We start from the raw sequence: 26,132 nt of genomic DNA, 5'->3' as shown, positions 1-26,132 counted from the left end.
GCGCCGATGCGCCGCTTCGGTGCATCGAACGGACGTGCCCCGTGCGGGTGCAGCGGCGCGCGCCGGTCCATGCGGACGCCGCCGCCAACCCCATGATTGCCTTACAGTCACACCCAAGGGCGCCGCTTGGCATATCTGTTGCTTTGACAGTAGTCAGCCGTCGATAAACCCTACCCCATGCTGCGTGTTCTCCTCGTCACCGATACCGACAAACCGATCGGCGATCTGCGCGATGCCCTCGCCCGGCTCGGCTGTGAGATGCTGGCCGGCACGGCGACACCCCAGGCGCTGCATCGCGCGGTGCAGAATGAGCGGCCCGACGTCATCATCATCGACACGGAGTCGCCGTCGCGCGACACGCTCGAACAGCTCGCGGTGATGAACGCCACCGCGCCGCGCCCGGTGCTGATGTTCAGCCACGACGCCAACCAGCAGTTGATCCGCGACGCGGTCAATGCGGGCGTCACCGCCTATCTCGTCGAAGGCCTCGCGACGGAGCGGCTCGCGCCGATTCTCGAAGTCGCGCTCGCGCGCTTCGCGCAGGAATCGCAGTTGCGCGAACGGCTCGCACAGGTCGAGAACGAACTGGCCGAACGCAAGCTGATCGACCGCGCCAAACGCCTGCTGATGGATCAGCAGAAGATCACCGAACCCGCCGCCTACGCCTGCCTGCGCAAACGCGCGATGAACGAGGGCGTCAAACTCGCCGAAGTCGCGCGCGCGGTCGTCGCGTCGGCCGACTCGCTCAAATGAAGCGCCGCTCATGACTACTCCCGCTCCCCACGCCGCGCCGCCCGCATCGTCTCTCGCGGGGCGGCTCGAAAAGACCCATTTGCGGCTCGGCTTCGTGGCGCTGTCCGACGCCGCGCCGCTTATCGCCGCGAAGCTGCTCGAGTTCGGCCACGCGCACGGTCTGACGCTCGAACTCCTGCGTCAGCCGTCATGGGCCGCCGTGCGCGACAAACTGCTGTCGGGCGATCTCGACGCGGCGCATGCGCTGTATGGGCTCGTCTACGGCGTGGAGCTCGGCCTCGGCGCGCCGCGCACGGAAATGGCGGTGCTGATGGTGCTCAACCGCAACGGCCAGGCCATCACGCTGTCGAACCGTCTCGCCGATGCGCTCGCCGAACACGGCACGCTGCCTCGGGCGCTTGCGGCGCTCGGCCGCAAGCCGGTGTTCGCGCAGACCTTCCCGACCGGCACGCATGCGATGTGGCTGTATTACTGGCTCGCATCGCAAGGCGTCGATCCGCTGCGCGATATCGAAAGCGTCGTGATTCCGCCGCCGCAAATGGTCGCGGCGCTCGCCGACGACAAGCTCGACGGCCTGTGTGTCGGCGAGCCGTGGAATGCGCTCGCCGAAGCGCAGCAGGTCGGCAGAACGGTGGCGTACACGAGCGAGGTGTGGCCCGATCATCCCGAGAAGGTGCTCGCGTGCCGGCGCGATTTCGTCGATATGCATCCGAACGCAACCCGCGCGCTCGTGCAGACGATGCTCGAAGCGTGCCGCTGGCTCGACGGCGCAGGGCATCGCGAGGACATCGCGCGCTGGCTTGCGCGGCCCGAGTACATCGGCATCGATGAAACACAGATCGCGGCGCGGCTCGGCGCACATGCGCAGGCAGGCGCCGGCCACGACAACGCCGCCGTCTCGCCGCGCAATCCGCCGGTGCGATTCTTCGACGACGGCACGGTCAACTATCCGCATCCCTTCGAAGGCGCGTGGTTTCTCACGCAGTTCGAACGCTGGGGCATGATCGACGCGCGTACGGATTACGCGCAGATCGCGGCGCGGATCAATCAGACGCAGTTGTATCGCGAGGCGGCCGCGCGCGTGAACGTGGCGGTAGCCGATGAGGAGATGACGCGGGTGTTGATCGACGGTGAGGTGTGGGGCAGCGGCGCGTCGTCGGCCGCTTACGCGCAGCGCTTTCCGATTCGCCGCTAGCGGATGGCGCGCAGATAAGGTGCGTGAGCGGCTCCCGCCGCCCAACGCGCCTCGTGCATCGATTCGTTACACGCGTGATGCCCCCGCGAATCGCGCGGATATCACGCAGTCCGAACTAGAAATTGAAGTTGTCGATATTGCTCGCGTCGAACGTGGTCGGCGGTCCGAGAATGATTTCGCCTTGCGGCCCGATCGTGCGCTTGCCGAGCTTGCCGGCGTCGAACGACTCGCCCTCCTTGCCGCTGATCGCGCCCGACGACAACGCCGCCGCGGCGTAAGCCGCGAGGTAGCCGAGCTGGTTCGGATCCCACAGCTGGAACGCTTTCACGGTGCCGTTCTTCACGAACGCGCGCATCTGGTTCGGCGTGCCGAGACCGGTGACCGCGACCTTGCCCTTGCTCGACGACGTCGAGATATAACGCGCGGCTGCGGCAATGCCGACCGTCGTTGGCGCGACAATCGCCTTCAGGTTCGGATACGCCTGCAACAGACCCTGTGTTTCGACGAACGACTTCTGATCGTCGTCGTTACCGTAGGCGATTTTCACGAGCTTGATCTTCGAGTACTCGGGCTTCTTCAATTCCTCCTGCATCCACTTGATCCACGTGTTCTGGTTGGTCGCGTTCGGCGTGGCCGATAGCACCGCGAACTCGCCCTCGCCGCCCATCAGCTTCGCCACCAGTTGCACCTGGCCACGGCCGATGCCTTCCGCGTTCGCCTGATTGACGAACAGCTGGCGGCCTTCGGGTGCGGTGTCCGAGTCGAAGGTCACGACCTTGATGCCTTGACCCATCGCTTTCTTCAGATACGGCACCACCGCATTCGCGTCGTTGGCCGCGATCACGATCGCGTCCTGGCGCTGCGTGATCAGCGTATTGATGTACTGCACCTGCGACGACGCGCCCGCATCCGACGGCCCCACCACCTTGCCCACGCCTTTGAACTCCTTGATCGCGGCCATGCCGCCGTCGTCGGCGATCACTTCGTACGGGTTGTTGATCTGCTTCGGCACGAAGGCGATTTTCAGGCCGCTTTTCAGCTCCGCGGCGGACGCCATGCAACTGGCCGCGAGCAACGCGGCGCAGAGTGCGGCCGTGCCGGTGTGACGTAGAAGAGGTTTGAACATGAAGTGTCTCCTGCCTTGTTGTTGGACGTGGTGGTGTCCGGGTTATCAGTTGTTGAACCTGCTTTTGCCTGCGCCTTTAAAACGTTATGAAGAAGCGGCCGACTTCGCGATGAAACGCCGGTCGCGCGCGGCACGCCAGCGTGCAACCAGATTCGGGATCAGCACCGAAGCGAGCAGCAGCACGCCGGTGACGACAGTCAGCGTTTCGCTGGATACGTCGTCGAGCGTCAGCGCGTTTTTCAGCACGCCGATGATCAGCAGCGACAGCAGCACGCCGATCATCGAGCCGCGTCCGCCGAAGATGCTCACGCCGCCGAACAGCACTGCCGCAATCACCGACAGTTCGAAGCCTTCGCCGTTATCGCCGCGCGCGCTGGTGAAGCGCAGCGTATAGACCACGCCCGCCAGCGCGCTCACCACGCCGGACAGCACGAACAGACGCAAACGGATCTTCGCGACCTCGATGCCGGAGAACGCGGCGGCGGTCGGATTCGCGCCGATCGCATAGAGGCTGCGGCCGAACGCGGTGGACTGCAGCAGCACGGTGAACAGCACCGCGCCGACGATCACGATGACGAACGGCAACGGAATGAAACTCGCCCCCACCGTGTCCATGCCGAACGCCGTGTAAGCCGGCGGAAAATCCGCCACCGCCTGATCGCCGAGCAGCACGTACGCGAGGCCGCGAAACAGCGCGAGCGTACCGATGGTCACCGCGAGCGAAGGGAGGTTGAGCTTGACGATCACGAGCCCGTTCAACAGGCCGGCCAATGCGCCGGCGATCAGCACGAGTCCGATCACGACCGGCATCGGCAGGCCCAGGTGCCACAGCACGCCCATCAATGCGCTCGACGCACCCAGCACCGAGGCGACCGACAGATCGATTTCGGCGGCGACGATGATGAGCGTCATCGGCAGCGCCATCAACGCGATCTCGGTCAGATCGGCCAATACGTTGCTCAGATTCGCGCCGGTGAGGAATACCGGCGACAGCCAGCGCCCGAGCCCGAGCGACAGAATCAGCACGATCACCAGCAAGACTTCCCATTGCAGCGGTGTTTCGCGTTTGCGCGTGAGCAGCGCGGAATCGGGTTTAGCCATGATCGCGTTTCCTCATCATGCGTTTGGCGACTGAGCGCGCCAGCAAGGTATCGGCGGTGATCGCGGCGACGATGAGCGCGCCTTCGATCGCCTGCTCCCAGAACGGCGACACGTGCAGCACCACCAGCGCGATGCTGATCACCCCGAGCACGAGCGCGCCGAGCGTGGCGCCGAGTATCGTGCCGACGCCGCCCGTGATCGCGACACTGCCGACCACCGCCGCCGCGACCACCTGCAATTCGATGCCCTTCGCGGTGCTGGCGTCGACGGTGCCGAAACGGGCCAGCCACAACGCGCCCGCGAAACCCGCAATCGCGCCGGACAACAGAAAGCCCGACATCACGCGGCGCTCGACGTTCACACCGGCCAGACGCGCCGCCTCGGGATTCGAGCCGATCGCGTAGTGCTCGCGGCCCCCGCGAAACTGCTTGAGGTACACGGCGAGGCCGACCAGCACGACGAGCGCGATCAGCGCGAGGTTCGGAATGCCGAGCAGCGTGCCGGTCGCGAGACGCGAATACGCGTCGGGCAAACTGGTGGCGTTGATCTGGCCGCCGTGCACCCATGCGTAATCCGCGCCGCGAAAGATGTACAGCGTCGAGAGCGTGGCGACCAGCGAAGGCACGCGCCCCACCGCGACCAGCAGCGCATTGATGCCGCCCGCGACGAGCCCGATCGCCAGCCCCGCCGCCAGCGCGGCCAGCACCGGCATATGCGGAAACGCGACGTACAGGCTGCCGACCGCGTACGCGCTGATGCCGACCGTCGAGCCGACCGACAGATCGATATGGCGCATCAAAATCACCACGGTCATGCCGGCCGTCAGCAAACTGATGATCGACACGTTCAGCAGCACGTCGCGCAGATTCTGCAGATTCAGGAACTGCGGCTTCGCAAGTCCCGTCCCCGCGATCAGCAGAATCAGCACGACGAACAGCGTGGTCTCGCGGCTCTTCGCCAGGCTCGCGACGAAGCCGCCCGGCGTGCCGGCGGAGCGCTTGGGCAGCGGCGGCTGAACCGGCGCGGGATGAGTCGGGGAATGGCGCATCATGCGGCGGCTCCCAACGGAGGAAGCGGTTGACCGAGCGCGGCGCCCATGATGCGCTGCTCGTCGGCATCGGCGCGCGCTATATCCGCGCTGATACGCCCCTCGTGCATCACCAGCACGCGATCGGCCATGCCGAGCACTTCGGGCAACTCGCTCGAAATCATCAGCACGGCCATGCCCTCGCGCACCAGTTCGGCCAGCGCGCCATACACCTCGGCTTTCGCGCCGACGTCGATGCCGCGCGTGGGTTCGTCGATGATCAGCACTTTCGGGCCGGTGGCGAGCCACTTGCCGAGCACGACCTTCTGCTGGTTGCCCCCCGACAACGTGCCGACCGGCGCATTGGGATCACCCGCTTTCAGGCGCAGCCGCGTGCCCCACCGGTTGGCGAGGTCCGTCTCGCTGCGCGTCGAGATGAGGCCGTGTTTGACGAGCCGCCCGAGCACCGTCATCGACGCATTGCGCGCGATGCTCAGTTCCAGCGCGAGCCCCTGCTGGCGACGGTCCTCCGGCACCAGCGCGAGGCCGGCGCGCACCGCTGCGGCGGGCCGGCCCGTACTCAGGCGCTCGCCGCCGAGCCAGACTTCGCCGGAATCGATCGGATCGATGCCGAAGATCGCCCGCGCGACTTCGCTGCGTCCCGCGCCCACGAGGCCGGCGAGCGCGACGATCTCGCCTGCGCGCACGTCGAAGGAAATGTCCTTGAAGACGCCCACGCGCGTGAGGCCGCGCACCGACAGCCGTACCTCGCCGGGCGCGCAGTCGGCCTTCGGATAGAACGTCTCCAGATCGCGGCCGACCATCTTCGCGACGATCGACTCGGTGGTGAGATCGGCGGTCAGTCCGTCGAACACTTTCGCGCCGTCGCGCATGATCGTCACGCGTTGCGTCAGCGCGAATACTTCGTCGAGCCGGTGCGTGATGAACAGGATCGCGACCTCGCGCTCGCGCAGCTTGCGCACGATCGCGAAGAGGCGCTCCACTTCGGGCAGCGACAGCGCGGCGGTGGGTTCGTCCATGATCAGCACGTTGGCGTTCAGCGACAGGGCCTTGGCGATCTCGATCACCTGCTGATCGGCAATCGACAGCCCGCGCACCAGCTGATCCGCACGCAGATCGACGCCGAGCGAGGCGAGCAGGCCGTCCACCTCGCGGCGCATCGCGTCGTATTGAATGCGCCCGAGGCGGTCGACCGGCTGCCGTCCCATGAAGATGTTTTCCGCAATCGACAGATCGAAGAACAGCGTCGGTTCCTGATAGATCACTGCGAGTCCGGCGTCGCGCGCTTCGGCGGGCGTCGCGAACCGGCGGGCCGCACCGTCCACCAGCAGCTCGCCGGTATCCGGCTGATGCACGCCGGCGAGAATCTTCACGAGCGTCGACTTGCCCGCGCCGTTCTCGCCGAGCAGCGCATGCACTTCGCCCGGCCAGAGCGCGAGGTCGCCGTCGGATAGCGCCCGCACGCGGCCGAATGATTTACTCGCGTGCCGCAGTTCGAGCCTCGGCACAGCGGATGTGGGTTGCTGCACTGCCTGTCTCCTTCTTTCTTTATTCGCGTTCGGGGTGCAGCCGTGATGCGTCTGCCGCCCGCATCAGATGCGATAGCACCGCTCCGCATTGCGGCGAAACATCGCCTCTTTTTCCGCGACGCTCGCCCCATCGACGATCGCCGCATACGCGCGCCACAAGTCCGCATAAGAGCCGAACAGGCGGTCGACCGGGAAGTTCGACGCGAACATCGCCCGCTCCACGCCGAACGTATCGATCGTTTCGAGCACGTAAGGCCGCAGGCTTTCGACGGTCCAGCGGTGATCGAACATCGCGAGTCCGCTGATCTTCACCGCGACGTTGCGGCAACCCGCGAGCAGGCGCATGCCGTCGCGCCACGCGCGATACCCGGCGACGCTGCTGCGATCCACGAACATACCGGCGTGGTTGACGATGAAGAGCGTGTCGCCGTGCGCACGCGCGAGCGCTGCGGCCTCTTCCATTTGCGACGGATACAGCTGCAGATCGAACGACATGTCATACCGGCGCAGCAGCGCGAAATGTTCGCGCCACCGCGGCTCGCGCATGAAATGACGGCCGACGTAATCGAACAGCTTGTTCTCGTGGACGTTCAGGATCTGCCGGATGCCGCGCGTATTGGCGAACGAGGCGTGCGCTTCGAGCAACGCGGGCGCATTCGGCGCGGACAGATCGACCGCGGCGACGATCGCGTTCGGCATGCCGCGCGAGTCCTTGCGATCCGCGATGGACTGCAGCCAGCGCGTCTCTTCGACCGGATCGGCGGGATCGTGATTCGCCTCGACGTGGACCAGTTTCAGCACGTCGATATCGCCGGCTTCGCCGAGCAGATCGTCGAGCAGGTAATCATGCTTGAGCTCGCGCGCGTCGCCCACGAACGACACGCCGGGGTTTTCCAGCCACGGATAGCAATGCGTCTTCAGATCCCACAAATGGATATGCGAATCGACAACCTGCATGCAGCACTCTCCGTCCGGTGAAGGTCACTTCGAAGTCAATTAACGTGGTCGTGCGGTGAACCGTCAACTCAGCGAATTCAAATGAAACACCGGTTCGAGCGATTGTTGAAGCGGCGTGTGATCCGGCGCGGTCTGCATGATGTCGGCCATGTAATCCCACCATTTGCGCATCACGTCGAGTTGCGGCAGGTCGTCCATCGTGTGATTGGAGGTCCGCGTCAGCATGGCGAAAAGGTGGTTCGAATCCGGGTCGAAGAAAATCCGGTAGTCGCGCACCCCGGCCTTGTGCAACGCATCAACCAGTTCGGGCCAGATCTGCGCGTGACGTCGTTCGTATTCCTCGCGCATGCCGGGGTTGAGCACCATGCGGAAAGCGATTGTTTCCATTGCGGCCTGTCTCCCGTCGTATTGGGGCGCTTTCCGGAGAAGCGTCTGATGCGACTATAATTCCTGCGTCGATAGCAACTCAATCCGTAGTTGGGATTGGGCGATCCACAAACCGAATCGCACCCGGACCATGAGCCAATATTCAGCTGCCGTCGCACTCGTCAACCGGCTCAAGTTCAAGCACCTCGCGCTGCTCGTCGCACTCGACGACACGCGCAATCTCCATCAGGCCGCCGAGGCCGTGAACGTTGCGCAGCCGAGCGCGAGCCGCATGCTCGGCGACATCGAAGAAGCGTTCGGCTTCCTGCTGTTCGAGCGCAACGCGCGCGGCATGACGCCCACGCCGCTCGGCGTCGTCACGCTCGCGTACGCGCGCCGCGCGCTGGCCGAGCTGACGCGCTTCGCCGAAGACCTCGACGTCAAACGCCGCGGCGGCCACGGGCAATTGACCGTCGGCGCGATCATGGGCGCCGCGCCCGATCTGCTGGCGATGTCGGTGGCCGCGCTGAAAACCGAAAGCCCCTTGCTCAACGTGCGCATTCTCGGCGAAACCAGCGACCAGGTCGTGCAATTGCTGCATCGCCGCGAAGTGGATCTCGCGCTCGGCCGCCTGACCAGTCCGCTGCAGCACAACGACTTCAGTTTCGAACCGCTCGCGCGCGAGACTTTGCTGCTGGTCGTGCGTTCGGTGCATCCGCTCGCGCAGCGCACCCGCATCACGTTGTCCGAACTGGTGGACTGGCCGTGGGTCGCCCAACCCGTCACCAGCCCGGCGCGCGTGCTGTTCGAGGAAGAGCTCGCGCGTGCGGGACTCGCCACGCCGGTCAACCTGACCGAATGCGCGTCGATCTTCGCCACGTTGCAACTGCTCGAGAATTACGACGCGGTCGCGATGCTGCCGGAGTCGGTCGTGCGTGATCATTTGCGCGGCAAGCTGCTGGTCGCCCTGCCGCTCGAAATCGGCAAGAGTCTTGCCGGATTCGGCATTCTCACGCGCAAGGGAGAAGCGCTCGCCGAACCGGCGCTGCGTTTCATCGACCTGTTGCGCGGTTTCTCGCGCACGCTCGCTCGCGACGGCGACGACCTCGCCACGCTGTGCGCGCCGGACTCGCTGATCGCGCCCGACCCAGTGCATTGAGATCGGCATCGCGCGCGGTATTGGCACGTTCCGCGCGTTACTGCAGGTTGACGAACAGGCCGCCGTCGACCAGCAACGCGGCGCCCGTCACATAACGCGCACGGTCCGAGGCGAGGAACACCACGCACTCGGCGACATCGTCCGGGCGTCCCAGCCGGCCAAGCGGAATGCGCTTTTCGAAGTACGCTTTCTTCGCTTCGTCGGCGAGGTCTTCCGCATTGAGGTCGGTCGCGATGGTGCCCGGCATCACCGAATTGCAGCGGATACCGTACGGCCCCAACGCGACCGCGCACGATTGCATCAGCGAATGCACGCCCGCTTTGGTCGGCGTGTAATGCGTCTGCATGCCGCCGCCCACTAACGCGCTGATCGAACTCGTCGCGACGATCGCGCCGCCCGTGCCCTGCTTTTTCATCTGTTGCGCGGCGGCTTGGGTGACGTAAAACGCGCCGTTCAGATTGACCGCCACCGTCGATTCCAGCACGTCCGGCGGCATGTCGAGAAATGCATGGAACGGACAGATGCCCGCATTGCTCGCGAGCACGTCGACCTTGCCGAATGCTTCGACGGTCTGGCGCACGAGTTGCTGGCCCGTGTCGCGCGCGGCGACGTTGCCCTCCACCGCTATCACGCGCCGCCCAAGCGCCTCAATGTCTTCGACGACTTCCGCCACGGCGGAGCGGCGTCCATAGGATGCGTCGTTATCGCCCCAGTAGTTGATCGCCACGTCCGCGCCTTCGGCGGCGCACGCGACGGCGATTGCGCGGCCTATGCCACGCGAGCCGCCAGTGACGATCACGACCTTATCCTTGAGCAGCACGTCATTCTCCTTTGCCTGGTCATCGAAACGGCGAGCGTCGGTGCGAGGCCGACGCTAACTCAATGCGCGTTCAACACGACTCAACGCGCCTCAACGTGCCTCAACGTGGATAGGGCCGCACCAACGCGCATTCGGGATTCAACCTCACGCCGAAGCCCGGCGTGTCCGGCACCTTCATCCGGCCATTCACGGGCACCGGCTCATCGAGCAGAAGCGGCGTGAACATCGGCACGACTTCGTCGGCCTTCGGCGCCATCATCAGAAACTCGGCGAACGGCGAGTTGTGCCGTGTGACGACGAAGTGATAGCTGTACACCGACGAACCGTGCGGCACCACCATCACATTGTGCGCATCGGCCAACGCGGAAATCTTGATCAACTCGGTGATACCGCCGCACCAGCCCACATCCGGCTGGATCAGATCGCAGCACTCCATCTCGAGCAGCATACGGAAACCCCAGCGCGTCGCCTCGTGCTCGCCGGTGGACACCATCATGCCGCGTGGCACGTTGCGGCGCAGTTCGGCGTAACCCCAGTAGTCGTCGGGCGGCAGACACTCCTCGACCCATTTCAGGCCGTATTCGTGCGCGCCTTGCGCAAGCCGTGTCGCATAGCGCACGTCGAGACTCATCCAGCAGTCGTACATCAGCCAGAAATCGTCGCCGACGCGGCTGCGCATGTCGGCGAGCTTCTCCAGATTCTGTTTGAGGCCCGCTTCGCCTTCGGCTGGACCGTGCTGCAACGGCAGCTTGCCGCCGATGAAACCCATCTCCTTCGCGAGATCGGGCCGCGCGCCGGTCGCGTAAAACACCAGTTCGTCGCGCACCGGCCCGCCCAGTAACTGATACACCGGTTCCTTGCGCACTTTCGCGAGCAGATCCCACAACGCGAGATCGACGCCCGAGATCGTATTCAGCACCACGCCTTTACGGCCGTAGTACAGCGTCGAGAAATACATCTGATCCCACATCTTCTCGATGTCGGTGACAAGCTGCCCTTCGAGAAAACGCGCGAGATGCTTCTCCACGATGAACGCGCCGATCTCGCCGCCGGTCGTCACCGCGAAGCCGACCGTGCCGTCGCTCGCCTCGATCTCCACCACCAGCGTGCCGAGCACGTTGATGCCGAACGACTGGCGGCTCTGGCGATACTCGGGATAGCGCGCCATCGGCGTGGCGATGTGATCGTCGATCCAGTGTCCGCCGGGCTGATCGTGATAGTCCGCACCGCCGCCGCGAACGATGAAGGCACGCACGTGCCGGATAGTAGGCATGGCCATGAAAGGAGCTCCGTTATGGATGCGTCGAACGTATTGTCGACAATGCGCCTAGCAGGCGCGATGCAGTAAGTTGCGGGAAGGCGTGTCGGGGTGAGCGTGACTGCGGCGCATTGCGCCGCCATCGCTCGCGTGACGTGAACCAGGCGCGTGCGGGTGCATGTCGTCTCCTACGCGAAGCGCGCGGCGGCTCGGCGCGTCTGTCTCGTTCTGAATACCGCTGCGGCGCGGACGTTCGGGTCGCGCGCTGTGAGCGCTCAGTAAGTGGCTCGTCCGCCGGACAGGTCGAACACCGAGCCCGTGCTGAACGCGCAGTCCTCCGAGGACAGCCACAGAATCAGCGACGCCGCCTCTTCCGGCAACAGGAAGCGGTTCATCGGAATCTTCGAGAGCATGTAGTCGATATGCTGTTGCGACATCGAGTCGAAGATTTCGGTTTTGGCCGCGGCCGGCGTGACCGCGTTGACGAGAATATTCCTGGTCGCCAGCTCTTTGCCGAGCGACTTGGTCAAACCGATCAGTCCGGCTTTCGACGCGCTGTAGTGCGAAGCGTTCGGATTGCCCTCCTTGCCCGCCACCGACGCGATATTGACGATGCGCCCGTAGCCTTGCTTGAGCATTTGCGGCACCACCGCGCGGCAGGTCAGATAAGGGCCGATCAGGTTCACGTCGATCACGCGGCGCCAGACATCGGGCTCCAGTTCCCACGTCGCACCGTTGCCGCCAGTGATGCCGGCGCAATTGATCAGCACGTCGATCGCGCCGTGCCCGGCGACGGTTTGCTCGACCGCCTGCGCGACGGCGGCTTCCTGGGTCAGCTCGACCGTGATCGCGCTGACTTTGCCCAGCTCGCTCAGTTCGCGTTGGCTGCGCGCGAGGCGCTCGGCGTCGACGTCCCACAACGCGACCGACGCGCCCGAGTTCAGCGCCCGCTGCGCGACCGCGTAGCCGATGCCGCGCGCACCGCCGGTTATGGCGACGACGCGCCCCTCCAGATCGATCTGATTCATCGCTGTGCTCCTGTGGGCCGCCCGAGGGGCGTGCCTGTAAGTTGTTGTATCGCTGCTGTCCGTGCTGATAGTTCAGCAATATACGAGCGGTGCGATGCGTCAACAATTCGAGTATTGGAGGGGGCGATAACAAAAGTGAATCGGGGGCATTCGCGCCTTGGGGGCAGGCGCGCATCTTCTTTCGCGCAAGTCAGCCCCGCGGCCGCCGTTTACATTTTTCCTATATTGCGGTAATTTTGCTGAAATTCGATATTTCAGGAATAACGAAGCCGTCTCGAATGGACGGCTTCCAACGTGCTGCCATGATAAAAAACCAGGACGACGCGCTGTACGTGGAGCCCGTCAGCAACAGGGAAAACCAGGAAGAAGCCAGGGGTTCCAGCCTTGAGCGCATGTTGTCGTTGCTGGATCTCTTCACCGAGCAGAAGCCTCTATGGTCCGCGGACGGCCTCGCGGCCGAGCGGGGATTCACCCGTTCGGCCACCTATCGTTATCTTCGCGAACTCGCCGATTCGGGGCTGATCGCGCCAGTCGAGACCGGACGCTATAGCCTCGGCCCACGGATCATCCAACTCGGCCGGCAACTGGCCGAGAGCGACCCGATGCTGGTGACGATGAAGGATATCGAGGCCCACCTGCCCCAACTCGCGGCCAAACAGAAGTGGCACCTGTGCCGCCTGTTCCGGGATCAGGTCATCGCAATCGGCGAGTACGGCCATCTGGACGCCGACCTCAGTTATCGGCGTGGCTGTCCGATGCCGCTGTTGCGTGGCGCGACCTCCACGGCCGTGCTGGCCTGGTTGCCGGAACGGCAACTCATGCGTATCTACCTGGAAAACCAGGAACACATCAACACCGCGACGCTCGGCTCGAGCTGGCGCGAATGCAGGAAAGCGCTCGGCGCGATCCGCCAGCGAGGCTATGCCGTCGCGCAGGCCGAAGTGGACCCGGATGTCTTCGCACTCGCCGCGCCGATCTTCAATGCCGAGGGCCGGGTAACCGGCAGTATCAGCGTCGTGCGCCACGCGTCCGAATACGACGCCGCGCGTATCCCGGCAGAAGGCGAGATCGTCGCCGCACTCGGCCAGCGCATGACGGAGGGGATCAAACGCATCGCCGCGGGATAGGGTTGCCCGCCAACGACTAGAACAAGGCAACAATGCCAACAAAGGAGACAGGTGCCATGACACAAAAAGAAAATATAGTAGTCCACAATTTTATCAATCTTCAAAAAATGTCCTCGTTTCAGATCCGGACGTTTTTCCTCTGTTTCCTGATTCTCATATTCGACGGCTACGACACTGTTGTCGTCGGTTATATCGCGCCCGCGTTGAAAACTCATTTTGGCGCGGGCCATGCGCAGCTTGCGCCGATGTTCGGCGCCGGCCTCTTCGGTTTGACGATCGGCTCCTTTCTGTTCGGGCCGGTCGCCGACCGCTTTGGCCGCAAACCGACGCTGATCTGTTCGGTGGCCTTATTCGGGCTTTTCAGCATCGCGTCGGCGTGGGCGGGGTCCATCGAGACGCTCATCGTGTTGCGTTTCCTCACCGGGCTGGGGCTCGGTGGCGCCATGCCCAACGCCTATACGCTGGCGGCGGAATACTGCCCCGATCGCCTTCGCGCGACGCTCGTCGCGCCAATTGGCTGCGGTATCGCCGCAGGCGGCGCGCTTGGCGGCCTCGTCGCTCCGCATCTGATCGGCGCCTATGGATGGCAGTCGATGCTCCTGCTCGGCGGCGCCCTGCCGCTCGCGCTAACCGTGATGCTGTACCTGGGATTGCCCGAATCGGTGCGATACCTGGTGGCACACGGCAGGCAGAACAGCGCGCGCCACATCTTGCAGCGAATCGCGCCGGCTACCGATCTGAGCGGGGTCCACGTGACACTCGCCGAACCGATGCCCATCGGTTCCTCGCTCCAACATCTGCTGCGCCCCGGCCTGCGCGGCGGCACCTTGCTGCTCTGGATCACGGCATTCATGGCGCTGCTCGTCATCTATTTCCTCGGCAACTGGCTGCCGATCCTCATTCAGTCGAGCGGCGTTCCATTCCGCCAGGCCTCGTTGATGACGGCGCTCTATCTGGCAGGAAACGGCATGGGCGCGATCCTGCTCGGCTTCCTGATGGACCGTTTCAATCCGCAATACGTGCTTGCTGTTGCGTTTTTGTGCGCCGCCGCCAGCCTGACTTCGCTGGGTCATCTGATCGAGACACCGGCACTTGCCCTGACCGCACTGTTCGTGACCGGCATCGGCACGGGCGGCACGATGACCGGCACGAACATTCTCTCAGCCAGTTTCTATCCGACCGTCACGCGTGCGACCGGCGTCGCCTGGACGCTCGGCATGGGAAGAGTGGGGTCGATTGTCGGTTCGATGATCGGCGCCGCGATGCTGGCCGCGCACTGGAGCTCGACATTCATGTTCGCGGCCGTAGCCGCGCCCGTGATCGTCGCCGCGCTCAGCGTGTCAGCCCTCGCCTTCTACCGGCGCCGCCATCCCACGGCTGCCATCGCTACACCAGTCGATCTTTCCACCCAAACTACCGCTTGAATTCAGGAGTGTTTATATGAAGTTGCCCCTTACGGTCGCCTGCTGGGATTACGACCGAACCCGCGCACTGTTCGACGCACGCGTGCAGATCGAAGGCTGCGATGCCAACTATCTTTCGTTGCCGGTCGAGGAAACGTTCTTCCGCGCACTGCGATCGGCCGAGTTCGACATCGCGGAGCTTTCATTCAGCAGCTACACGATGCTGCGCTCGCGCGGCGAGTCGCCATATGTCGCGATTCCGGTTTTTATCTCGCGGATGTTCCGGCATTCTTCGATCTACATTCGTCGCGACCGGGGCATCGTCACGCCGCGTGATCTGGCGGGCAAGACGCTGGGCGTGCCGGAATTCCAGCTGACCGCACCCGTCTGGGCCCGCGGCATGCTCGAAGACGAATACGGCGTGAAGTCCAGCGACATCCGGTGGCGCACGGGCGGCGTCGAGCAGCCTGGCCGTCATGAGAAGGTGGCCTACAGGAACGAATCCGGGATCGAGATCGAGCCGATTCCATCCGACGCCACGCTCAATCAATGGCTGATCGACGGCCGCATCGACGGTATCGTCGCGCCGCGCGCCCCGAGCGCCTTCCTCGCGGGGCACCCTGAGCTTACACGCCTGTTTCCGGATTTCCGCACCACCGAAAAGGCGTATTACGCGAAGACTGGCATCTTTCCGATCATGCATGTCATCGGTATTCGCCGCGAGTTGGTGGAGCAGCATCCGTGGTTGCCGGCAAGCGTGCTCAAGGCATTCACCGAAGCCAAGAATCTCGCGCTCGCGAATCTCGCTGAATTGGCCGCGCTGAAGGCGACCCTGCCCTGGCTTGCCGCAGAATACGAAGAAACTGTCGCGTTGCTCGGCAAGGACTACTGGCGTTATGGCATTGCCGGCAATGAAGCGACGATCAACGCGTTTCTACGCTACCACCACGCTCAGGGATTGTCTTCGCGCCTCATGAAGATCGACGAATTGTTCGCACCGTCCACGCTTGAACAGTTCGTGATTTGACCTGCTCGCAATCCCGAATAAATGGAGAAGACGATGTAGAAAGGTGGAGGCTGGTACACGGGCTTCGACCGTAACACGATCGAAACCGGACAGTTTGAAACCAGCACTCCTGAGACGTATCGGCTGCCGGTCAGTGCGCTCGGGAAACCGACTCCCTGAGTCGCCCCGGTCACGAGCGCGATGAGATTGTCCTGCATCGCTGTATCGCTGTTGTATTGCGTCGTAGCGTGGCCCTGAAAGCCGATCAGCGAACTTCGGCCGCCCATGCTTCGGCGTCGGCGCCGGCCGGAATACGCAGCGGCGATGACGGGTCGGTCGCCGCGCGCCACACGGCTTCGGCGACGTCCTGCGCATGGGTGATCGGAGATGACGTATCCCGCAGCTGTTCGACGATCGTCCTGGCGAGATCGGCATAGGCCTCGTGCTCAAAGCCGTATATGTGGGCGCGTGCGTTCTCGCCGAAGCGGGTGTCGGGCGCGCGGCCCGGCAGCACCAGGTGTGACCGCACGCCGAACTGCTCGAGTTCCAGCGCCATCGACTCGGTGAACGCATTCACCGCCATCTTGCTCGCACGGTACGCGGCGAGTAGCGGCAGCGCCTTCAACGTCACGCTCGACGTGACGTTCACGACGACGCCGGCCTTGCGCTGCCGGAACTGCGGCAGCACCGCTTGCGTCAATGCGATCGTGCCGAAACAGTTGGTCTCGAAGAGCTCGCGCACTGTCGCGAGTGGGACGAGTTCGGCCGGGGAAGCCGCGCCGAAGCCTGCGTTGTTCACGAGTACGTCGATCGGACCGGCGGCCTCGACCGCCTCGCGAATGCTCTCCGGATTCGTGACGTCGAGCGCCAGTACGCGCAGGCGTTGTGCCGGTGGCAGTACGTTGGCGCGAGGCGTGCGCATCGTGGCGACGACCTGCCAGTCGCGGGCCAGAAAGTAGCGGGCGATCTCGAGGCCGAAACCCGACGAGCAGCCGGTGATCAGGACAGTTTGCATGGGCATTCCTGTGAGGTGTTTGTGTGAGCTCCTACGATAGGTCTCTGCGTCCGTACTTGCTACAATCAAAAATCCGAATTTCATTTGCGGGAGTCCGGCGATGATCGATCCATTGGCCGAAGTGGTGACCCTGCTTGAGCCGAGTGCCCGGTTCTCGAAACTCATCCACGGCGCGAGCCCCTGGCGCACCGGCCGCTCGAATACCGGCCAGCCGTTCTATTGCGTGCTCCTCGAAGGCGGGTGCCGCATCGCAATCGACGGACACGATCCCATCGAACTCCAGTCGGGTGACTTCGTTCTGATTCCCGCGGCCTATGGCGTCTCAGTGTCCAGCCTCGAGCCGCCACCGGGGCTGGACGCGCCCGCGCCCGTCGCGTTGGGCAGCGGTGAGTTCAGAATCGGCCCCTTGGGCAATCCGGTCGACGTGCGAATGATGGCGGGGCATTGCAGCTTCGGTTCGCCGGATGCGCCCCTGCTGGTCTCGCTGCTGCCGCAACTCGTGCATGTGCGCGGCGAACAGCGGCTGGCCACGCTCGTGCAACTCGTGCGCGAGGAGTCACACGAGCAGCGGCCCGCGCGCGAAGTCGTGCTCTCGCGGTTGCTGGAAGTGCTGCTCATCGAGGCGCTGCGTTCCACGGCAGGAGGAACGAACGCGTCACCCGGTCTCGTCAGCGGGCTCGCCGATGCCCGCCTCGCGGCCGCGATCCGCGGGATGCACGCCCGCCCGGCGTATGCATGGACGGTCGCCGAGCTCGCGAAGGAAGCCGCGCTGTCGCGCTCGACCTTCTTCGAGCGCTTCAGCCGCGCGGTCGGCGTCGCGCCGATGGAATATCTGCTCACGTGGCGCATGGCACTCGCGAAGGATCTGCTGCGCCGTAACGAAGGGCGGGTCGCGGAGATCGCGGAGCGCGTCGGCTATAGCTCCGCCAGCACCTTCAGCGTCGCCTTCACCCGACATGTTGGCCGGCCACCGACGCGGTACGCGCGCGAGGAGCAGGCGGCCGCGAACGAGGCGTAACACGGCGCAAACAACGGGCGCCTGGATCTGGGCGCGCGTCCCTGGCTCAATCAGATTCCACGCGAACGGCAGGTCGACTGACAAGCGAGGTCAGCCTCTAGCTTCTACTCTCCTGGAACAGATATAGAACAGAAACAATAAATAAATATTGGCACTTCAGTTTTAAAGCTCTATAAATCAATCGCGTGTCATACGATCTGAATTAGAAGAATTTACTTCATGTTCCATTAGTATTCCTGGATACTTCGCATTTCCAGCAGCGATGGGCCAGGAATTTCGAACTGTGCGCCCCAAGAGCCATCCTGTTCAGTCCGCCTGTTTCGATGGATAGTGCGATTCTCAACAGAGGTCATTATGAGGGCGTCACAATGAAATTCGCTCGCAATATCGCTGAAAAGATTTTTTATTTATCTGCATTGACCGCTTTTACGACACTGGCGCCATGCACCGGATCGGCTCAAACAATACCGAAGCAAGGAACCATCGACGCCACCTACTCCGCTGCGGGCACCGACGTACGAGAGATCGGAACCAGTGCCGACGACGTCGTGTACCTGTACGAATCAACTCTCCTGATGGCAAACAACAGCAAGTCGCCCTTGTTGCAAAACATCACGGCGCACTGCGTTGAAGCCGGCTTTACTGCCGGAGCCGGAAACGGCTACTGCGTGTATTCGGACAAAGACGGAGACAAATTCGTCGAGGCTTTTAACCATCCACATGCCGCAACATCGGGAAAAGGAACCCTCGTTTCGGGCACTGGAAAATACAAGGGCATCCAGGGGCAATTCGACTGGCAGGTAGTGCAGGCGTTGCCGGCCGAAAAAGGCTCGTTCCATTACATTGGCAAAAAGACTGGCAACTATCGTCTACCCTAGCGGCGGCGCCGATGACATTTGGCATAGGGCGCGACTGACAAAGAATGTTGATATATATCGCCAGGGGCACGTGCACAGGCAGCCCGACCAGGCGCCATGAAGCCGACGTGGGAAGAGTAGCGAGCGCACTCGAAATCACCGGTTATCCGGTTACCTGCGGCGCCTTACGTGGTCCGCGGTGCAGCCGGCGCAGCCTCAATGCTGTCCGGCGTTCAACAGCATCCAGATCTGCTGCGCTGGCGGGCCGGCGAGTATTCGCGCAAACACCGCGCGGCATCGCATGCAGGTGTAGTGCTCTTCCTTTCGCGTATCCGCTACCGCGCCGACGCTATCGAACCTGAGATTCTCGTGCGGGGGACTCGCAGCCGGTTCGCCGTAAAGATCAGAGCACGGTCTGCAAGGTTGAATCCACAGGTCCATGTGTGTTTTTGCCAATGAATGAGCACTGCCCGTGCAGGGATATGTCGACACATAGGAACGAACTCCGCCTGCTTCTACGAAGGCGGTTTCCGCGCGAGCTTTCACTTCTCGCGCGGAAACCGGGCGGCGCCGCGTCCACACACCGCGCAAGCCACGCCTACTCGTCCGATTCGATGAAAAGCATCGAAACATACAGCACGGTCGACACGATGATGATGCCCACGCCGACCAGCACTTTCGTCCGGTCGAAATAAAGGCCGCCCTTGATCACCACGCCGATTCCCACGACCGCCGCCAACGTGCCGAACGCGGCGAGCCCGAGATGCACCTTGCTGCGCAGGAGTTTTCTGCGAGCCGATGCGTCGGTGGACTTCACTGGTTTCTGTTCCATTCCATGCTCCTTCACGCGACGCCATGACCGCGTCGACGATCGTTGCCGGGCACGGCGTCGAACTTCGGGCGCAGCGCGATTTCGAACCGCAATCGCGCTGCCGCCGACGTCGTACGCGATGTGGCGCGTCATTCGCACCATGCGTTCGTCATTTGAGCTCGGCGCCGTCGCGCGACACGGAGGCCGCGATAGCGGCGACGAAGACCGCCCGCACCGAATCACCCACTTTGAGGCCGGCCAATGAAACGTCCGGCGCGACGTCGAGCGTTTCGGTGCGCGTCGGCCCGCGCAGCGTGACCGAGTGACGCTTGCGGTCGATTTTCTGCACGGTCGCCACGACCTCGACACGGCGCGCCGACGCCACGACGCCACCCGATGCGGGCTGTGCAAGCTGGGTATCGATACGCTGACGGATTCCGCTCGTCGCGACCTTGTCGACGCCGATCAGAACGGCCTTCTGGTATGCAATGTTGACGATGTCGCCCACGTGCAGCTTTTTCACGTCCGCCAACTCGGGATTCACGTCGACGACCTCGACGTTGCCACGCGGACCACGCAACGCGACGCTGTTCGACTCCGCATCGATTTCGACGACACGCGCCTGCACGCGAACCAGCGCCGCCGCGCCGACCGCCTGCGGCACTGAAGCCGCCTCCTGAGCCACAGCCGGGTAAGCCGTTGCGAGCAATAGCGCCAGCACGGCCGGAATAGCCTTCATGCGACTCAACTTCGACTTCGGTGTCTTGCAAGCCATGGATTACTCCTTTTGATTGTGTCGTTGGTACAAGTCAATCCCACAAGCCATTCCATTGATCGCCCGTGCGCTGTCTTCGACAGGCCGCGCAGGATGATCGTACACGCGAGCCTGCCCGGCCGCCATGATCAGCCGTTGCTGTTTCTGTGGTGTGGGGTGCGATTGTGGGATGGCGGCACGGATCGGCGCCGTGGTCGATCCATGGCGCATTGCAAATGCATTGGTCCGGCAGCCGTGCGGATACGCTACCCTATTCCGGCTGGCGCAAATCAGATACGCAGGGGATGAATTCGCATCCCGTGGTATTGCGCCACAACTTCGCGCGAAGGTTGAACAAGTGCTGCCGGGCGGCCAATCGGTCGGCCGCTCCGCGCCGATGAGCGGTGGGACGTTTACTCGTGCTGATCAGAACGCGCATCGGCGTGAGCTATTCACCGCGTGCGCACATGTCACAGTTCGCGACCGACCTGGCGGAACATCGACGCCCCGCATGCCGCGGTAAGCTCAGCAGGCAAGTAATCGCATCGAGCTTTTTTTATTCACTCGCCTGCGCCGGCTTCTTTTCCACACAGGCATCCACATCGACGCTTTCCGCGCGCGTGCCGACGGCCTTGCTCGCCAGCTGCAAATACGCTGCGGCAAGGCGTCGAAGCTCGTCCTCGGAGGCGGCCTCGATGCCGATCAGTTGATTGTTCGCGGCGCGATGCGAGGCGAGCAGTTCGTTCAGCTTGAGATGCACGGCCACGCTGTCCTTGTTCTGCCCTTGCTGGATCAGAAAGACCATCAGAAAGGTGATGATGGTCGTGCCGGTATTGATGACCAGTTGCCAGCCATCGGAGTAGTGAAACAGCGGTCCGGTGACGGCCCAAACGAGCACCGTAATCGCCGCGACGCCGAAGGCAACCGGCGAACCCGCCAGCCGCATCACCGAACTGGCAAAGGCGTCGAATGCTCGCGTGACCGGATGGGTGGGTGCGGGAACCGTACGGGATGCGTCCGGTGCGGTGCCAGGACTGTCCGCAGATGAGCTAGGTGCGGCTTCTCGCATGGCTGCCTCCGTTGGCTGCGAATCGTGTTATCCAATTACCGCTGATAGCACGTTCACAGCACATTGCATGCCTATTGCGCCTGGCTCACCGGCGCCACGTATCGCGCCCGTCCCGCAGAACCGCTAGTCCATGCACGCCGGACAGGCGATCGCCTTGGCCGCCACGCGCTGCTCGATGCTGGCGAAGCTCGCCAGCGCGGCGAGTCCCAGCAGCGCGAGGCCGGCGCCGAACAGAAAGTCGGCCGGGATGCCGACATGGTCGACCACCACGCCGCCCACCAGCGACCCCAGGGCAATCGCGACCTGGATGATGCTCACGAACAGCGCCGACCCCGCTTCCGGCGAGTCCGGCGTCGCGCGCTGAACCCAGATGCTGAAGCACAACGGCAACGCACCGAACGACACCCCCCACGCGAGCACGAACGCCATCACGCCAAGCGACGAATGCTGCAGGAGCGGCAGCGAGACCAACGCGAACATCAACAGCGAGATCATCGCGCCGACCGACGTTTTGAGGTTGCGCGTCACCGTCGACGAAACGGCGAAGTTCGAGAAGAAGCCGATGATGCCGAAGCCGAGTAGCAGCCACGTGATGGTCGACATCGACAGATTCGCGTTGCGCAGCAGGAACGGCGTGACGTACGTGTACGACGAGAAATGCGCACCGAATACGAGCGCCACCATCAGCATGCTGCGGCGCGGATGCGGCCGGCGCAGTACATCGACCAGATCGCGCAGACGCAGTGCGGTGGACGACGGCAGCGACGGCACGAAAAAGAACTGCGCGACGAGCGCGAACGCAACCAGCACGCCGGTGGCAAGAAACGACGTGCGCCATGAGGCAAAGCTTGCGATGAAGGTGCCGAGCGGCACGCCGATCACGGTCGCACAGGTGACACCGGTCAGGATCGTCGCCATGGCTCGCGGCGCATCTTTAGGCTGCACGAGACGCCCCGAGGCCGCCGTGGCCAGCGTCCAGAAACCGCCCAACGACGCACCGAGCAGCGCGCGTCCGAGCAGCATGAACAGAAAACTGGGCGCAAAAGCCGAAATCAGGTTCGATGCCAGCAGCAACGCGGTGAGCAAAAGAAAAACGCGCCGCCGATCCATGCGGCCCGCCACCAGCATCAAGCCCGGCGCCGATATCGCGGCGATCACGCCGGGCACGGTCACCATCAGGCCTGCCGTGCCGGGCGACACGCCCAGATCCACCGCGACACGCGGCAGCACGCCGACGGGCAGAAACTCCGTCGTCACGAATGCGAATGCACCAATCGCGACGGCGCCGACCGCCAGCCACGAACGCAGCGACGACGAGACGCCGTCGTCCGTCGCGGCGCTTTGCGCCGGCAGATTATCTTCAATCAACATAGTATTGTTCGCGGGTTATTCAACAACGGGTGAGATTGGAGCGGCCGCACCGCACTAATCGACTCGCGCACGGCGAATCACAATTGAAAAAGCAGGCCTGGTAGCCTGCTTGCGATTGCCGTCGGGGAAAGACAGTGGGTGAAACCCGAATGGACGACACCTTAACATCGTCTTTAATCGCTCGCTGACCACACCGGAAAATTGCAGTCGGTCGTGGGGGTATTCAGCGGATCGCAGTGAATTTGTCTGAGGCGGCTGCGCGCGCAATGCGGGTATAGCGTTTGCTGAAGCCCGTCGGCATTCAACGCAAACTCATCGGCCAACCAGAAGAAGGAACTCGCCCATGCTGACCACCCGCCCCTGCACCGCCACCTGCGTACTCGACGGCATGCCCGTCACGTTGACCTTCTATCCGGACAATGGCGTGCTGCGCATTGCGGATCCGTCGGGTTTCTGTGTGAGGGAGATGCGCTGGCACGCGTCGTGGCGCGCGCTGCTGGATGAATTCCGCAGCTACAACGAGCGCAGCGAACTGCAAGGACGTGGTGTCGCCGAGATGATGGACCGCATTGGCGGGCAGACAAGCCAGTCGCTGCAAATTCTGGCGCTGGCGTGAAAACGACACGCGGGACGCGGCGTCTTCCTCCGGACGCCGCATGCCCCTCGTTGAGCGGTCATTGACCGAAATAGATCTTGCACTGAGGTCCGGAGCCGCAGGCCTGGCCGTGCCGCCCGCCTGTTTGCGCCTGCCCCGCGGCCACGCCGCCGTACGACACGTTCTGCGCTCCTTGCGCGCCCGTCTCCGTACCGTGCCAGGTTTCGCCGAGCGACATATCGGTCGTCGCCTGCGCCGATTCATTCGCGTTCCGTTGCATCTGCGCGCTGCCGGAGATTGCGCTGTCCGGCTGGCCCTGCGGCCCCATCGCGTTGGCCGTTCTGGGCGCGAGAAGCAGAACGGCGCTTGCGGCTACCACCAATAAACGTAATTTCATGGCCAACTCCTCGAATCCGGCGCGGCAGTGCTCGTCCTCCTGAAGAGTGATCCGCGAAAACCAACTTGCCCAATCGGGCTGAGGAACAGATCGATGCCGATGCGCGACTGCCGTGCCGGGCCATCGAACTAAACGGGTAAATAATTGCCATCCTCGCGACCGATACCAGATGCGTTCTGGCAAATCGCCGGAACCGGTCGCCACAAGCTGGCAGCGCGAATAGCTGTTGCGCTATTTGGTTATAGCTCGCCCATCCGGGAATTCAAACCGGGGGAACGGGTGCCGGATGAGGCCGATACCGTTCGATAAACCGCATTCACCGATAAAATCACCCAGTGCGGCGCGTGCTTTGGCCGCTCAGTGCGTTATGATGCTGCCATAACGTAAAAAAGCGGCGCGCACGCAGCACCGCCGAGAGACGGAGCGTGGACCTGAAGTCAGCCATTCGCAATCAGTGCATTGTCATCACAGTTTTTTCCATTTGCGGCCGCGAGGCTTATCGAGCCTTGTCCGCCGCACGGCGAAGCGCTGGAATATTCACTGGTCGGCACGGCGGTTTATAGGTGCCCGCAACGGACATAAGCTGTATTGCGATTTATGGAGCAACGTTTTTAACGCAGCTCATGGAATTCCTTCGATCGATCACCCCAACGCGGGCCGGCCCCTTTAAAAGGGATCGACGCATCGCGACTTTCCCTTGCAATCTGTAACTGACAGAACGCTGGACGTTTTAGAAGGACGAATATCTTATGGACGAAAGAAAGCGAGATAGCATGATTGCGTATCTCCGCCATCGCATGGAAGAGTTTGGCATCAAACCAGAAGACCTTGCTGCCGTGCTGGCGTCCGAGCCGATGGCGCAAAAAGCCGAACGCTACCGCAGCGCGACCGGCGACAGCTGGGATGGCCAGGGTGAAATGCCCCAATGGCTGAAACAGGCAATCAGCGCAGGTCAATCAATCGACCACTTCGAATTGACGGCCAAACCGGCCCCGGCCCCGCAGCCGAAAAAACACGTGGACTGGAAGAACGATCCGTTCGCCGGAAGTCCGCTTGCGCGTTCCAATAGCCGCTAAGTCACAGTCAAGCCGTAAAATACTGTCGAGCCGCTCACGTAAAACGCACACCCCACTTTCTCCCGTGGGTCATCACTGGTTCTGGCATACAGGCGTGCCCGCCGACGCGCGTGCAAAGCCCCCTTGCGCCCTGCCGATTTGCATCCAGACGCCCGTGCCCGCCGTATATCCGGTGAGAGCAGCGCAATCGCGCGTTGCCGCCCGGGACCGGTCATGCACGTCATGAGCGGGACATGTCCAGCTCGCAGCGCCCCCTGACGCCTGATGAGCTCGCAAGGAGAAATGTGATGCGACTATCGATGCTTGAAATCACGCTGGGCTGCCTGGCGGCTCTGACAATGGCGAGCGGCCCGGCGTTCGCGCAAGGCGGCGGCAACGGTCAGGGAGGCAGCGGCGGCGGCAATGCGCATAGCGCCGCGACGGCGGGCATGACGCATTGGGGCGACCCCGCGCCGAGTCCGCTCGACGCGATGCCGGGCGGCGCCGTGAAAAAACTGGATGCGATGGATGGCGGTATGCAGCCTACGTCGCCGAAAGGCCCGGTGAAGGCCACGAAGACCGGGCAATGAGGCAGCCGACGCCGGGCAATGGATGGCCCGAGGTATCCGTTCAGGCGTCGTTCATGCGTCGCTCAGGCGTTGCACGTGGTGGTTCGATCCGTTGACAGGACCGTTCCGGCGTTCAATGCATCGCCGGCCGAAACGGGCGCGACGTGGCGGTCCGCGTAGGGCGCGCCGCTCGCGTTCAAGGTCTGCCCGGCGCTCGTGATCGCGGCGGCGTCAATATGGGCCTCAGCAGCGCGTGCCGGCGCTGCCGCATATTGCGGCCATTCGATAAACGCGCTGACCTGCTTCACGATCTGCCAGAACATCTTGTCGAACAGCCGCACGCGCTCGTCATCCGGCACACCGTCGGCGAGCGGATCGGCGAAGGTCCACGCGAGCAACGAAGGCGCACCAGGAAACGCAGGCGCGTGATGTTCGTCGACGGATTCGTCGAGCGCAATGACGAGGTCCATGCGCGGCGCCCATTCGCCGGTGAATTCCAGCCAGCTTTTCGGGCTAAGCACGTCGCGCCCCGAAATGCCTGGCCGAAGTTGCGCGAGCGCCAGCGGATGAACCCGCGCGGCAGGCTCCGGCCCAGCGCTGAATGCGTCGAACCTGTGTCCGGCCAGTTCGCGCAGCAAAGCTTCGGCAATGATGCTGCGTATTGAATTATCGCGGCAGAGAAACAGCACTTTGTATTTTCTGGTCACGCTCACCCCGTACCCATGTTTTATTTTTGCTTCTGGGC

The 26,132-nt window shown here is 63.3% G+C and carries 27 protein-coding genes; 11 read left to right on the top strand and 16 right to left on the bottom strand.

Features of this window, described 5'->3' with window-relative positions; translation table 11 throughout:
* The first annotated feature begins 177 nt into the window (after positions 1-177).
* Positions 178-753, top strand: coding sequence for an ANTAR domain-containing response regulator (locus PQQ53_RS06535; protein ID WP_408138710.1), 576 nt, complete (start codon positions 178-180; stop codon positions 751-753).
* A 10-nt stretch (positions 754-763) separates the two neighbouring features.
* Positions 764-1,948, top strand: coding sequence for a CmpA/NrtA family ABC transporter substrate-binding protein (locus PQQ53_RS06530; protein WP_408323495.1), 1,185 nt, complete (start codon positions 764-766; stop codon positions 1,946-1,948).
* Positions 1,949-2,063: 115 nt separating this feature from the next.
* On the opposite strand, the gene rhaS is transcribed toward PQQ53_RS06530, so the two are convergent.
* The 6 genes from rhaS to rhaM all read right to left on the bottom strand — a co-directional run bounded on the left by rhaS (position 2,064) and on the right by rhaM (position 8,096).
* Positions 2,064-3,074, bottom strand: a complete 1,011-nt coding sequence (rhaS, locus tag PQQ53_RS06525; protein ID WP_408138712.1) for a rhamnose ABC transporter substrate-binding protein — start codon at positions 3,072-3,074, stop codon at positions 2,064-2,066.
* A gap of 84 nt (positions 3,075-3,158) precedes the next feature.
* Positions 3,159-4,175, bottom strand: a complete 1,017-nt coding sequence (locus tag PQQ53_RS06520) for an ABC transporter permease (RefSeq protein WP_408138714.1) — start codon at positions 4,173-4,175, stop codon at positions 3,159-3,161.
* On the bottom strand, positions 4,168-5,226 hold the full coding sequence (locus PQQ53_RS06515) for an ABC transporter permease (RefSeq protein ID WP_408323494.1): 1,059 nt from the start codon (positions 5,224-5,226) through the stop codon (positions 4,168-4,170). Before PQQ53_RS06515 ends, PQQ53_RS06520 begins: the two co-directional genes overlap by 8 nt.
* Positions 5,223-6,752: a sugar ABC transporter ATP-binding protein gene (locus PQQ53_RS06510; protein WP_408323493.1), complete on the bottom strand. Its 1,530-nt coding sequence runs from the start codon at positions 6,750-6,752 to the stop codon at positions 5,223-5,225. The genes PQQ53_RS06515 and PQQ53_RS06510 overlap by 4 nt, the downstream gene beginning before the upstream one ends.
* 63 nt (positions 6,753-6,815) lie before the next feature.
* On the bottom strand, positions 6,816-7,709 hold the full coding sequence (locus PQQ53_RS06505; RefSeq protein WP_408323492.1) for an amidohydrolase family protein: 894 nt from the start codon (positions 7,707-7,709) through the stop codon (positions 6,816-6,818).
* A 63-nt stretch (positions 7,710-7,772) separates the two neighbouring features.
* Entirely contained in the window at positions 7,773-8,096 is a 324-nt protein-coding gene (gene rhaM / locus PQQ53_RS06500; protein WP_408323491.1) for an L-rhamnose mutarotase, read from the bottom strand.
* Between the two features lie 130 nt (positions 8,097-8,226).
* Here rhaM and PQQ53_RS06495 point away from each other — a divergent pair, with 130 nt between their 5' ends.
* Entirely contained in the window at positions 8,227-9,234 is a 1,008-nt protein-coding gene (locus tag PQQ53_RS06495; RefSeq protein WP_408138725.1) for a LysR family transcriptional regulator, read from the top strand.
* A 37-nt stretch (positions 9,235-9,271) separates the two neighbouring features.
* On the opposite strand, the gene lra1 is transcribed toward PQQ53_RS06495, so the two are convergent.
* The 3 genes from lra1 to PQQ53_RS06480 all read right to left on the bottom strand — a co-directional run bounded on the left by lra1 (position 9,272) and on the right by PQQ53_RS06480 (position 12,340).
* Positions 9,272-10,054: an L-rhamnose 1-dehydrogenase Lra1 gene (gene lra1, locus PQQ53_RS06490; RefSeq protein WP_408138727.1), complete on the bottom strand. Its 783-nt coding sequence runs from the start codon at positions 10,052-10,054 to the stop codon at positions 9,272-9,274.
* Positions 10,055-10,154: 100 nt separating this feature from the next.
* Positions 10,155-11,333: an L-rhamnonate dehydratase gene (gene rhmD / locus PQQ53_RS06485; RefSeq protein WP_408323490.1), complete on the bottom strand. Its 1,179-nt coding sequence runs from the start codon at positions 11,331-11,333 to the stop codon at positions 10,155-10,157.
* Between the two features lie 254 nt (positions 11,334-11,587).
* Complete coding sequence (locus PQQ53_RS06480) at positions 11,588-12,340, bottom strand: SDR family NAD(P)-dependent oxidoreductase (RefSeq protein ID WP_408323488.1); 753 nt, start codon at positions 12,338-12,340, stop codon at positions 11,588-11,590.
* Positions 12,341-12,618: 278 nt separating this feature from the next.
* Between PQQ53_RS06480 and PQQ53_RS06475 the strand changes: the two genes are divergently transcribed.
* Genes PQQ53_RS06475 through PQQ53_RS06465 form a run of 3 tightly spaced genes read left to right on the top strand, consistent with a single transcriptional unit; the run spans position 12,619 to position 15,897 of the window.
* Positions 12,619-13,467, top strand: coding sequence for an IclR family transcriptional regulator (locus tag PQQ53_RS06475; protein ID WP_408323486.1), 849 nt, complete (start codon positions 12,619-12,621; stop codon positions 13,465-13,467).
* Between the two features lie 32 nt (positions 13,468-13,499).
* Entirely contained in the window at positions 13,500-14,891 is a 1,392-nt protein-coding gene (locus tag PQQ53_RS06470) for an MFS transporter (RefSeq protein WP_408323485.1), read from the top strand.
* Between the two features lie 16 nt (positions 14,892-14,907).
* On the top strand, positions 14,908-15,897 hold the full coding sequence (locus PQQ53_RS06465; protein WP_408323484.1) for a substrate-binding domain-containing protein: 990 nt from the start codon (positions 14,908-14,910) through the stop codon (positions 15,895-15,897).
* A 244-nt stretch (positions 15,898-16,141) separates the two neighbouring features.
* On the opposite strand, the gene PQQ53_RS06460 is transcribed toward PQQ53_RS06465, so the two are convergent.
* Positions 16,142-16,891, bottom strand: a complete 750-nt coding sequence (locus tag PQQ53_RS06460; RefSeq protein WP_408323483.1) for an SDR family oxidoreductase — start codon at positions 16,889-16,891, stop codon at positions 16,142-16,144.
* A gap of 100 nt (positions 16,892-16,991) precedes the next feature.
* On the opposite strand from PQQ53_RS06460, the gene PQQ53_RS06455 reads away from it, so the two are divergent.
* Positions 16,992-17,909 carry an AraC family transcriptional regulator gene (locus PQQ53_RS06455; RefSeq protein ID WP_408323482.1) on the top strand — a complete coding sequence of 306 codons (918 nt, stop codon included), beginning with the start codon at positions 16,992-16,994 and terminating at the stop codon, positions 17,907-17,909.
* 368 nt (positions 17,910-18,277) lie between these two features.
* A complete protein-coding gene (locus PQQ53_RS06450; protein WP_408323481.1) occupies positions 18,278-18,787 on the top strand; it encodes a hypothetical protein in 510 nt (169 codons plus the stop codon).
* A gap of 577 nt (positions 18,788-19,364) precedes the next feature.
* On the opposite strand, the gene PQQ53_RS06445 is transcribed toward PQQ53_RS06450, so the two are convergent.
* From PQQ53_RS06445 to PQQ53_RS06430, 4 genes are all read right to left on the bottom strand, one after another.
* A complete protein-coding gene (locus PQQ53_RS06445) occupies positions 19,365-19,598 on the bottom strand; it encodes a hypothetical protein (protein ID WP_408323480.1) in 234 nt (77 codons plus the stop codon).
* A gap of 148 nt (positions 19,599-19,746) precedes the next feature.
* The gene (locus tag PQQ53_RS06440; RefSeq protein WP_408138732.1) at positions 19,747-20,352 is read right to left on the bottom strand and encodes a hypothetical protein; all 606 of its coding nucleotides are present in this window, start codon (positions 20,350-20,352) and stop codon (positions 19,747-19,749) included.
* Between the two features lie 535 nt (positions 20,353-20,887).
* Entirely contained in the window at positions 20,888-21,400 is a 513-nt protein-coding gene (locus PQQ53_RS06435) for a low affinity iron permease family protein (protein ID WP_408152105.1), read from the bottom strand.
* Between the two features lie 123 nt (positions 21,401-21,523).
* On the bottom strand, positions 21,524-22,771 hold the full coding sequence (locus tag PQQ53_RS06430) for an MFS transporter (RefSeq protein ID WP_408152104.1): 1,248 nt from the start codon (positions 22,769-22,771) through the stop codon (positions 21,524-21,526).
* Between the two features lie 343 nt (positions 22,772-23,114).
* On the opposite strand from PQQ53_RS06430, the gene PQQ53_RS06425 reads away from it, so the two are divergent.
* Positions 23,115-23,387 (top strand): hypothetical protein, encoded by a 273-nt coding sequence (locus PQQ53_RS06425; protein WP_408323479.1) that lies wholly within the window; start codon positions 23,115-23,117, stop codon positions 23,385-23,387.
* Positions 23,388-23,445: 58 nt separating this feature from the next.
* Here the strand turns inward: PQQ53_RS06425 and PQQ53_RS06420 are convergent, their stop codons facing one another.
* Positions 23,446-23,763: a hypothetical protein gene (locus tag PQQ53_RS06420; protein ID WP_408138739.1), complete on the bottom strand. Its 318-nt coding sequence runs from the start codon at positions 23,761-23,763 to the stop codon at positions 23,446-23,448.
* 749 nt (positions 23,764-24,512) lie between these two features.
* Between PQQ53_RS06420 and PQQ53_RS06415 the strand changes: the two genes are divergently transcribed.
* Positions 24,513-24,839: an H-NS family nucleoid-associated regulatory protein gene (locus PQQ53_RS06415; protein WP_408138741.1), complete on the top strand. Its 327-nt coding sequence runs from the start codon at positions 24,513-24,515 to the stop codon at positions 24,837-24,839.
* Between the two features lie 287 nt (positions 24,840-25,126).
* The gene (locus PQQ53_RS06410) at positions 25,127-25,408 is read left to right on the top strand and encodes a hypothetical protein (RefSeq protein WP_408138743.1); all 282 of its coding nucleotides are present in this window, start codon (positions 25,127-25,129) and stop codon (positions 25,406-25,408) included.
* A 62-nt stretch (positions 25,409-25,470) separates the two neighbouring features.
* On the opposite strand, the gene PQQ53_RS06405 is transcribed toward PQQ53_RS06410, so the two are convergent.
* Positions 25,471-26,094, bottom strand: a complete 624-nt coding sequence (locus tag PQQ53_RS06405; RefSeq protein ID WP_408138745.1) for an arsenate-mycothiol transferase ArsC — start codon at positions 26,092-26,094, stop codon at positions 25,471-25,473.
* Positions 26,095-26,132 lie beyond the last annotated feature (38 nt).

The organism is Paraburkholderia strydomiana (genome assembly GCF_046030495.1).
Classification (GTDB): domain Bacteria; phylum Pseudomonadota; class Gammaproteobacteria; order Burkholderiales; family Burkholderiaceae; genus Paraburkholderia; species Paraburkholderia strydomiana_A.
The sequence above is the reverse complement of the archived record's forward strand: the minus strand, read 5'-3'. Positions and strand labels throughout refer to the sequence as shown.

Coding starts and splice junctions, on each gene's coding strand:
- PQQ53_RS06410 (WP_408138743.1), top strand. CDS start 25,127: ATGCGACTATCGATGCTTGAAATCACGCTGGGCTGCCTGGCGGCTCTG.
- PQQ53_RS06440 (WP_408138732.1), bottom strand. CDS start 20,352: ATGGCTTGCAAGACACCGAAGTCGAAGTTGAGTCGCATGAAGGCTATT.
- PQQ53_RS06470 (WP_408323485.1), top strand. CDS start 13,500: ATGCCAACAAAGGAGACAGGTGCCATGACACAAAAAGAAAATATAGTA.
- PQQ53_RS06460 (WP_408323483.1), bottom strand. CDS start 16,891: ATGCAAACTGTCCTGATCACCGGCTGCTCGTCGGGTTTCGGCCTCGAG.
- PQQ53_RS06455 (WP_408323482.1), top strand. CDS start 16,992: ATGATCGATCCATTGGCCGAAGTGGTGACCCTGCTTGAGCCGAGTGCC.
- PQQ53_RS06465 (WP_408323484.1), top strand. CDS start 14,908: ATGAAGTTGCCCCTTACGGTCGCCTGCTGGGATTACGACCGAACCCGC.
- PQQ53_RS06420 (WP_408138739.1), bottom strand. CDS start 23,763: ATGAAATTACGTTTATTGGTGGTAGCCGCAAGCGCCGTTCTGCTTCTC.
- rhaS (WP_408138712.1), bottom strand. CDS start 3,074: ATGTTCAAACCTCTTCTACGTCACACCGGCACGGCCGCACTCTGCGCC.
- PQQ53_RS06430 (WP_408152104.1), bottom strand. CDS start 22,771: ATGTTGATTGAAGATAATCTGCCGGCGCAAAGCGCCGCGACGGACGAC.
- PQQ53_RS06530 (WP_408323495.1), top strand. CDS start 764: ATGACTACTCCCGCTCCCCACGCCGCGCCGCCCGCATCGTCTCTCGCG.
- PQQ53_RS06535 (WP_408138710.1), top strand. CDS start 178: ATGCTGCGTGTTCTCCTCGTCACCGATACCGACAAACCGATCGGCGAT.
- PQQ53_RS06495 (WP_408138725.1), top strand. CDS start 8,227: ATGAGCCAATATTCAGCTGCCGTCGCACTCGTCAACCGGCTCAAGTTC.
- PQQ53_RS06445 (WP_408323480.1), bottom strand. CDS start 19,598: ATGGAACAGAAACCAGTGAAGTCCACCGACGCATCGGCTCGCAGAAAA.
- PQQ53_RS06505 (WP_408323492.1), bottom strand. CDS start 7,709: ATGCAGGTTGTCGATTCGCATATCCATTTGTGGGATCTGAAGACGCAT.
- PQQ53_RS06480 (WP_408323488.1), bottom strand. CDS start 12,340: ATGAATCAGATCGATCTGGAGGGGCGCGTCGTCGCCATAACCGGCGGT.
- PQQ53_RS06515 (WP_408323494.1), bottom strand. CDS start 5,226: ATGATGCGCCATTCCCCGACTCATCCCGCGCCGGTTCAGCCGCCGCTG.
- PQQ53_RS06415 (WP_408138741.1), top strand. CDS start 24,513: ATGGACGAAAGAAAGCGAGATAGCATGATTGCGTATCTCCGCCATCGC.
- PQQ53_RS06475 (WP_408323486.1), top strand. CDS start 12,619: ATGGACGGCTTCCAACGTGCTGCCATGATAAAAAACCAGGACGACGCG.
- PQQ53_RS06425 (WP_408323479.1), top strand. CDS start 23,115: ATGCTGACCACCCGCCCCTGCACCGCCACCTGCGTACTCGACGGCATG.
- rhmD (WP_408323490.1), bottom strand. CDS start 11,333: ATGGCCATGCCTACTATCCGGCACGTGCGTGCCTTCATCGTTCGCGGC.
- rhaM (WP_408323491.1), bottom strand. CDS start 8,096: ATGGAAACAATCGCTTTCCGCATGGTGCTCAACCCCGGCATGCGCGAG.
- PQQ53_RS06450 (WP_408323481.1), top strand. CDS start 18,278: ATGAAATTCGCTCGCAATATCGCTGAAAAGATTTTTTATTTATCTGCA.
- PQQ53_RS06435 (WP_408152105.1), bottom strand. CDS start 21,400: ATGCGAGAAGCCGCACCTAGCTCATCTGCGGACAGTCCTGGCACCGCA.
- PQQ53_RS06520 (WP_408138714.1), bottom strand. CDS start 4,175: ATGGCTAAACCCGATTCCGCGCTGCTCACGCGCAAACGCGAAACACCG.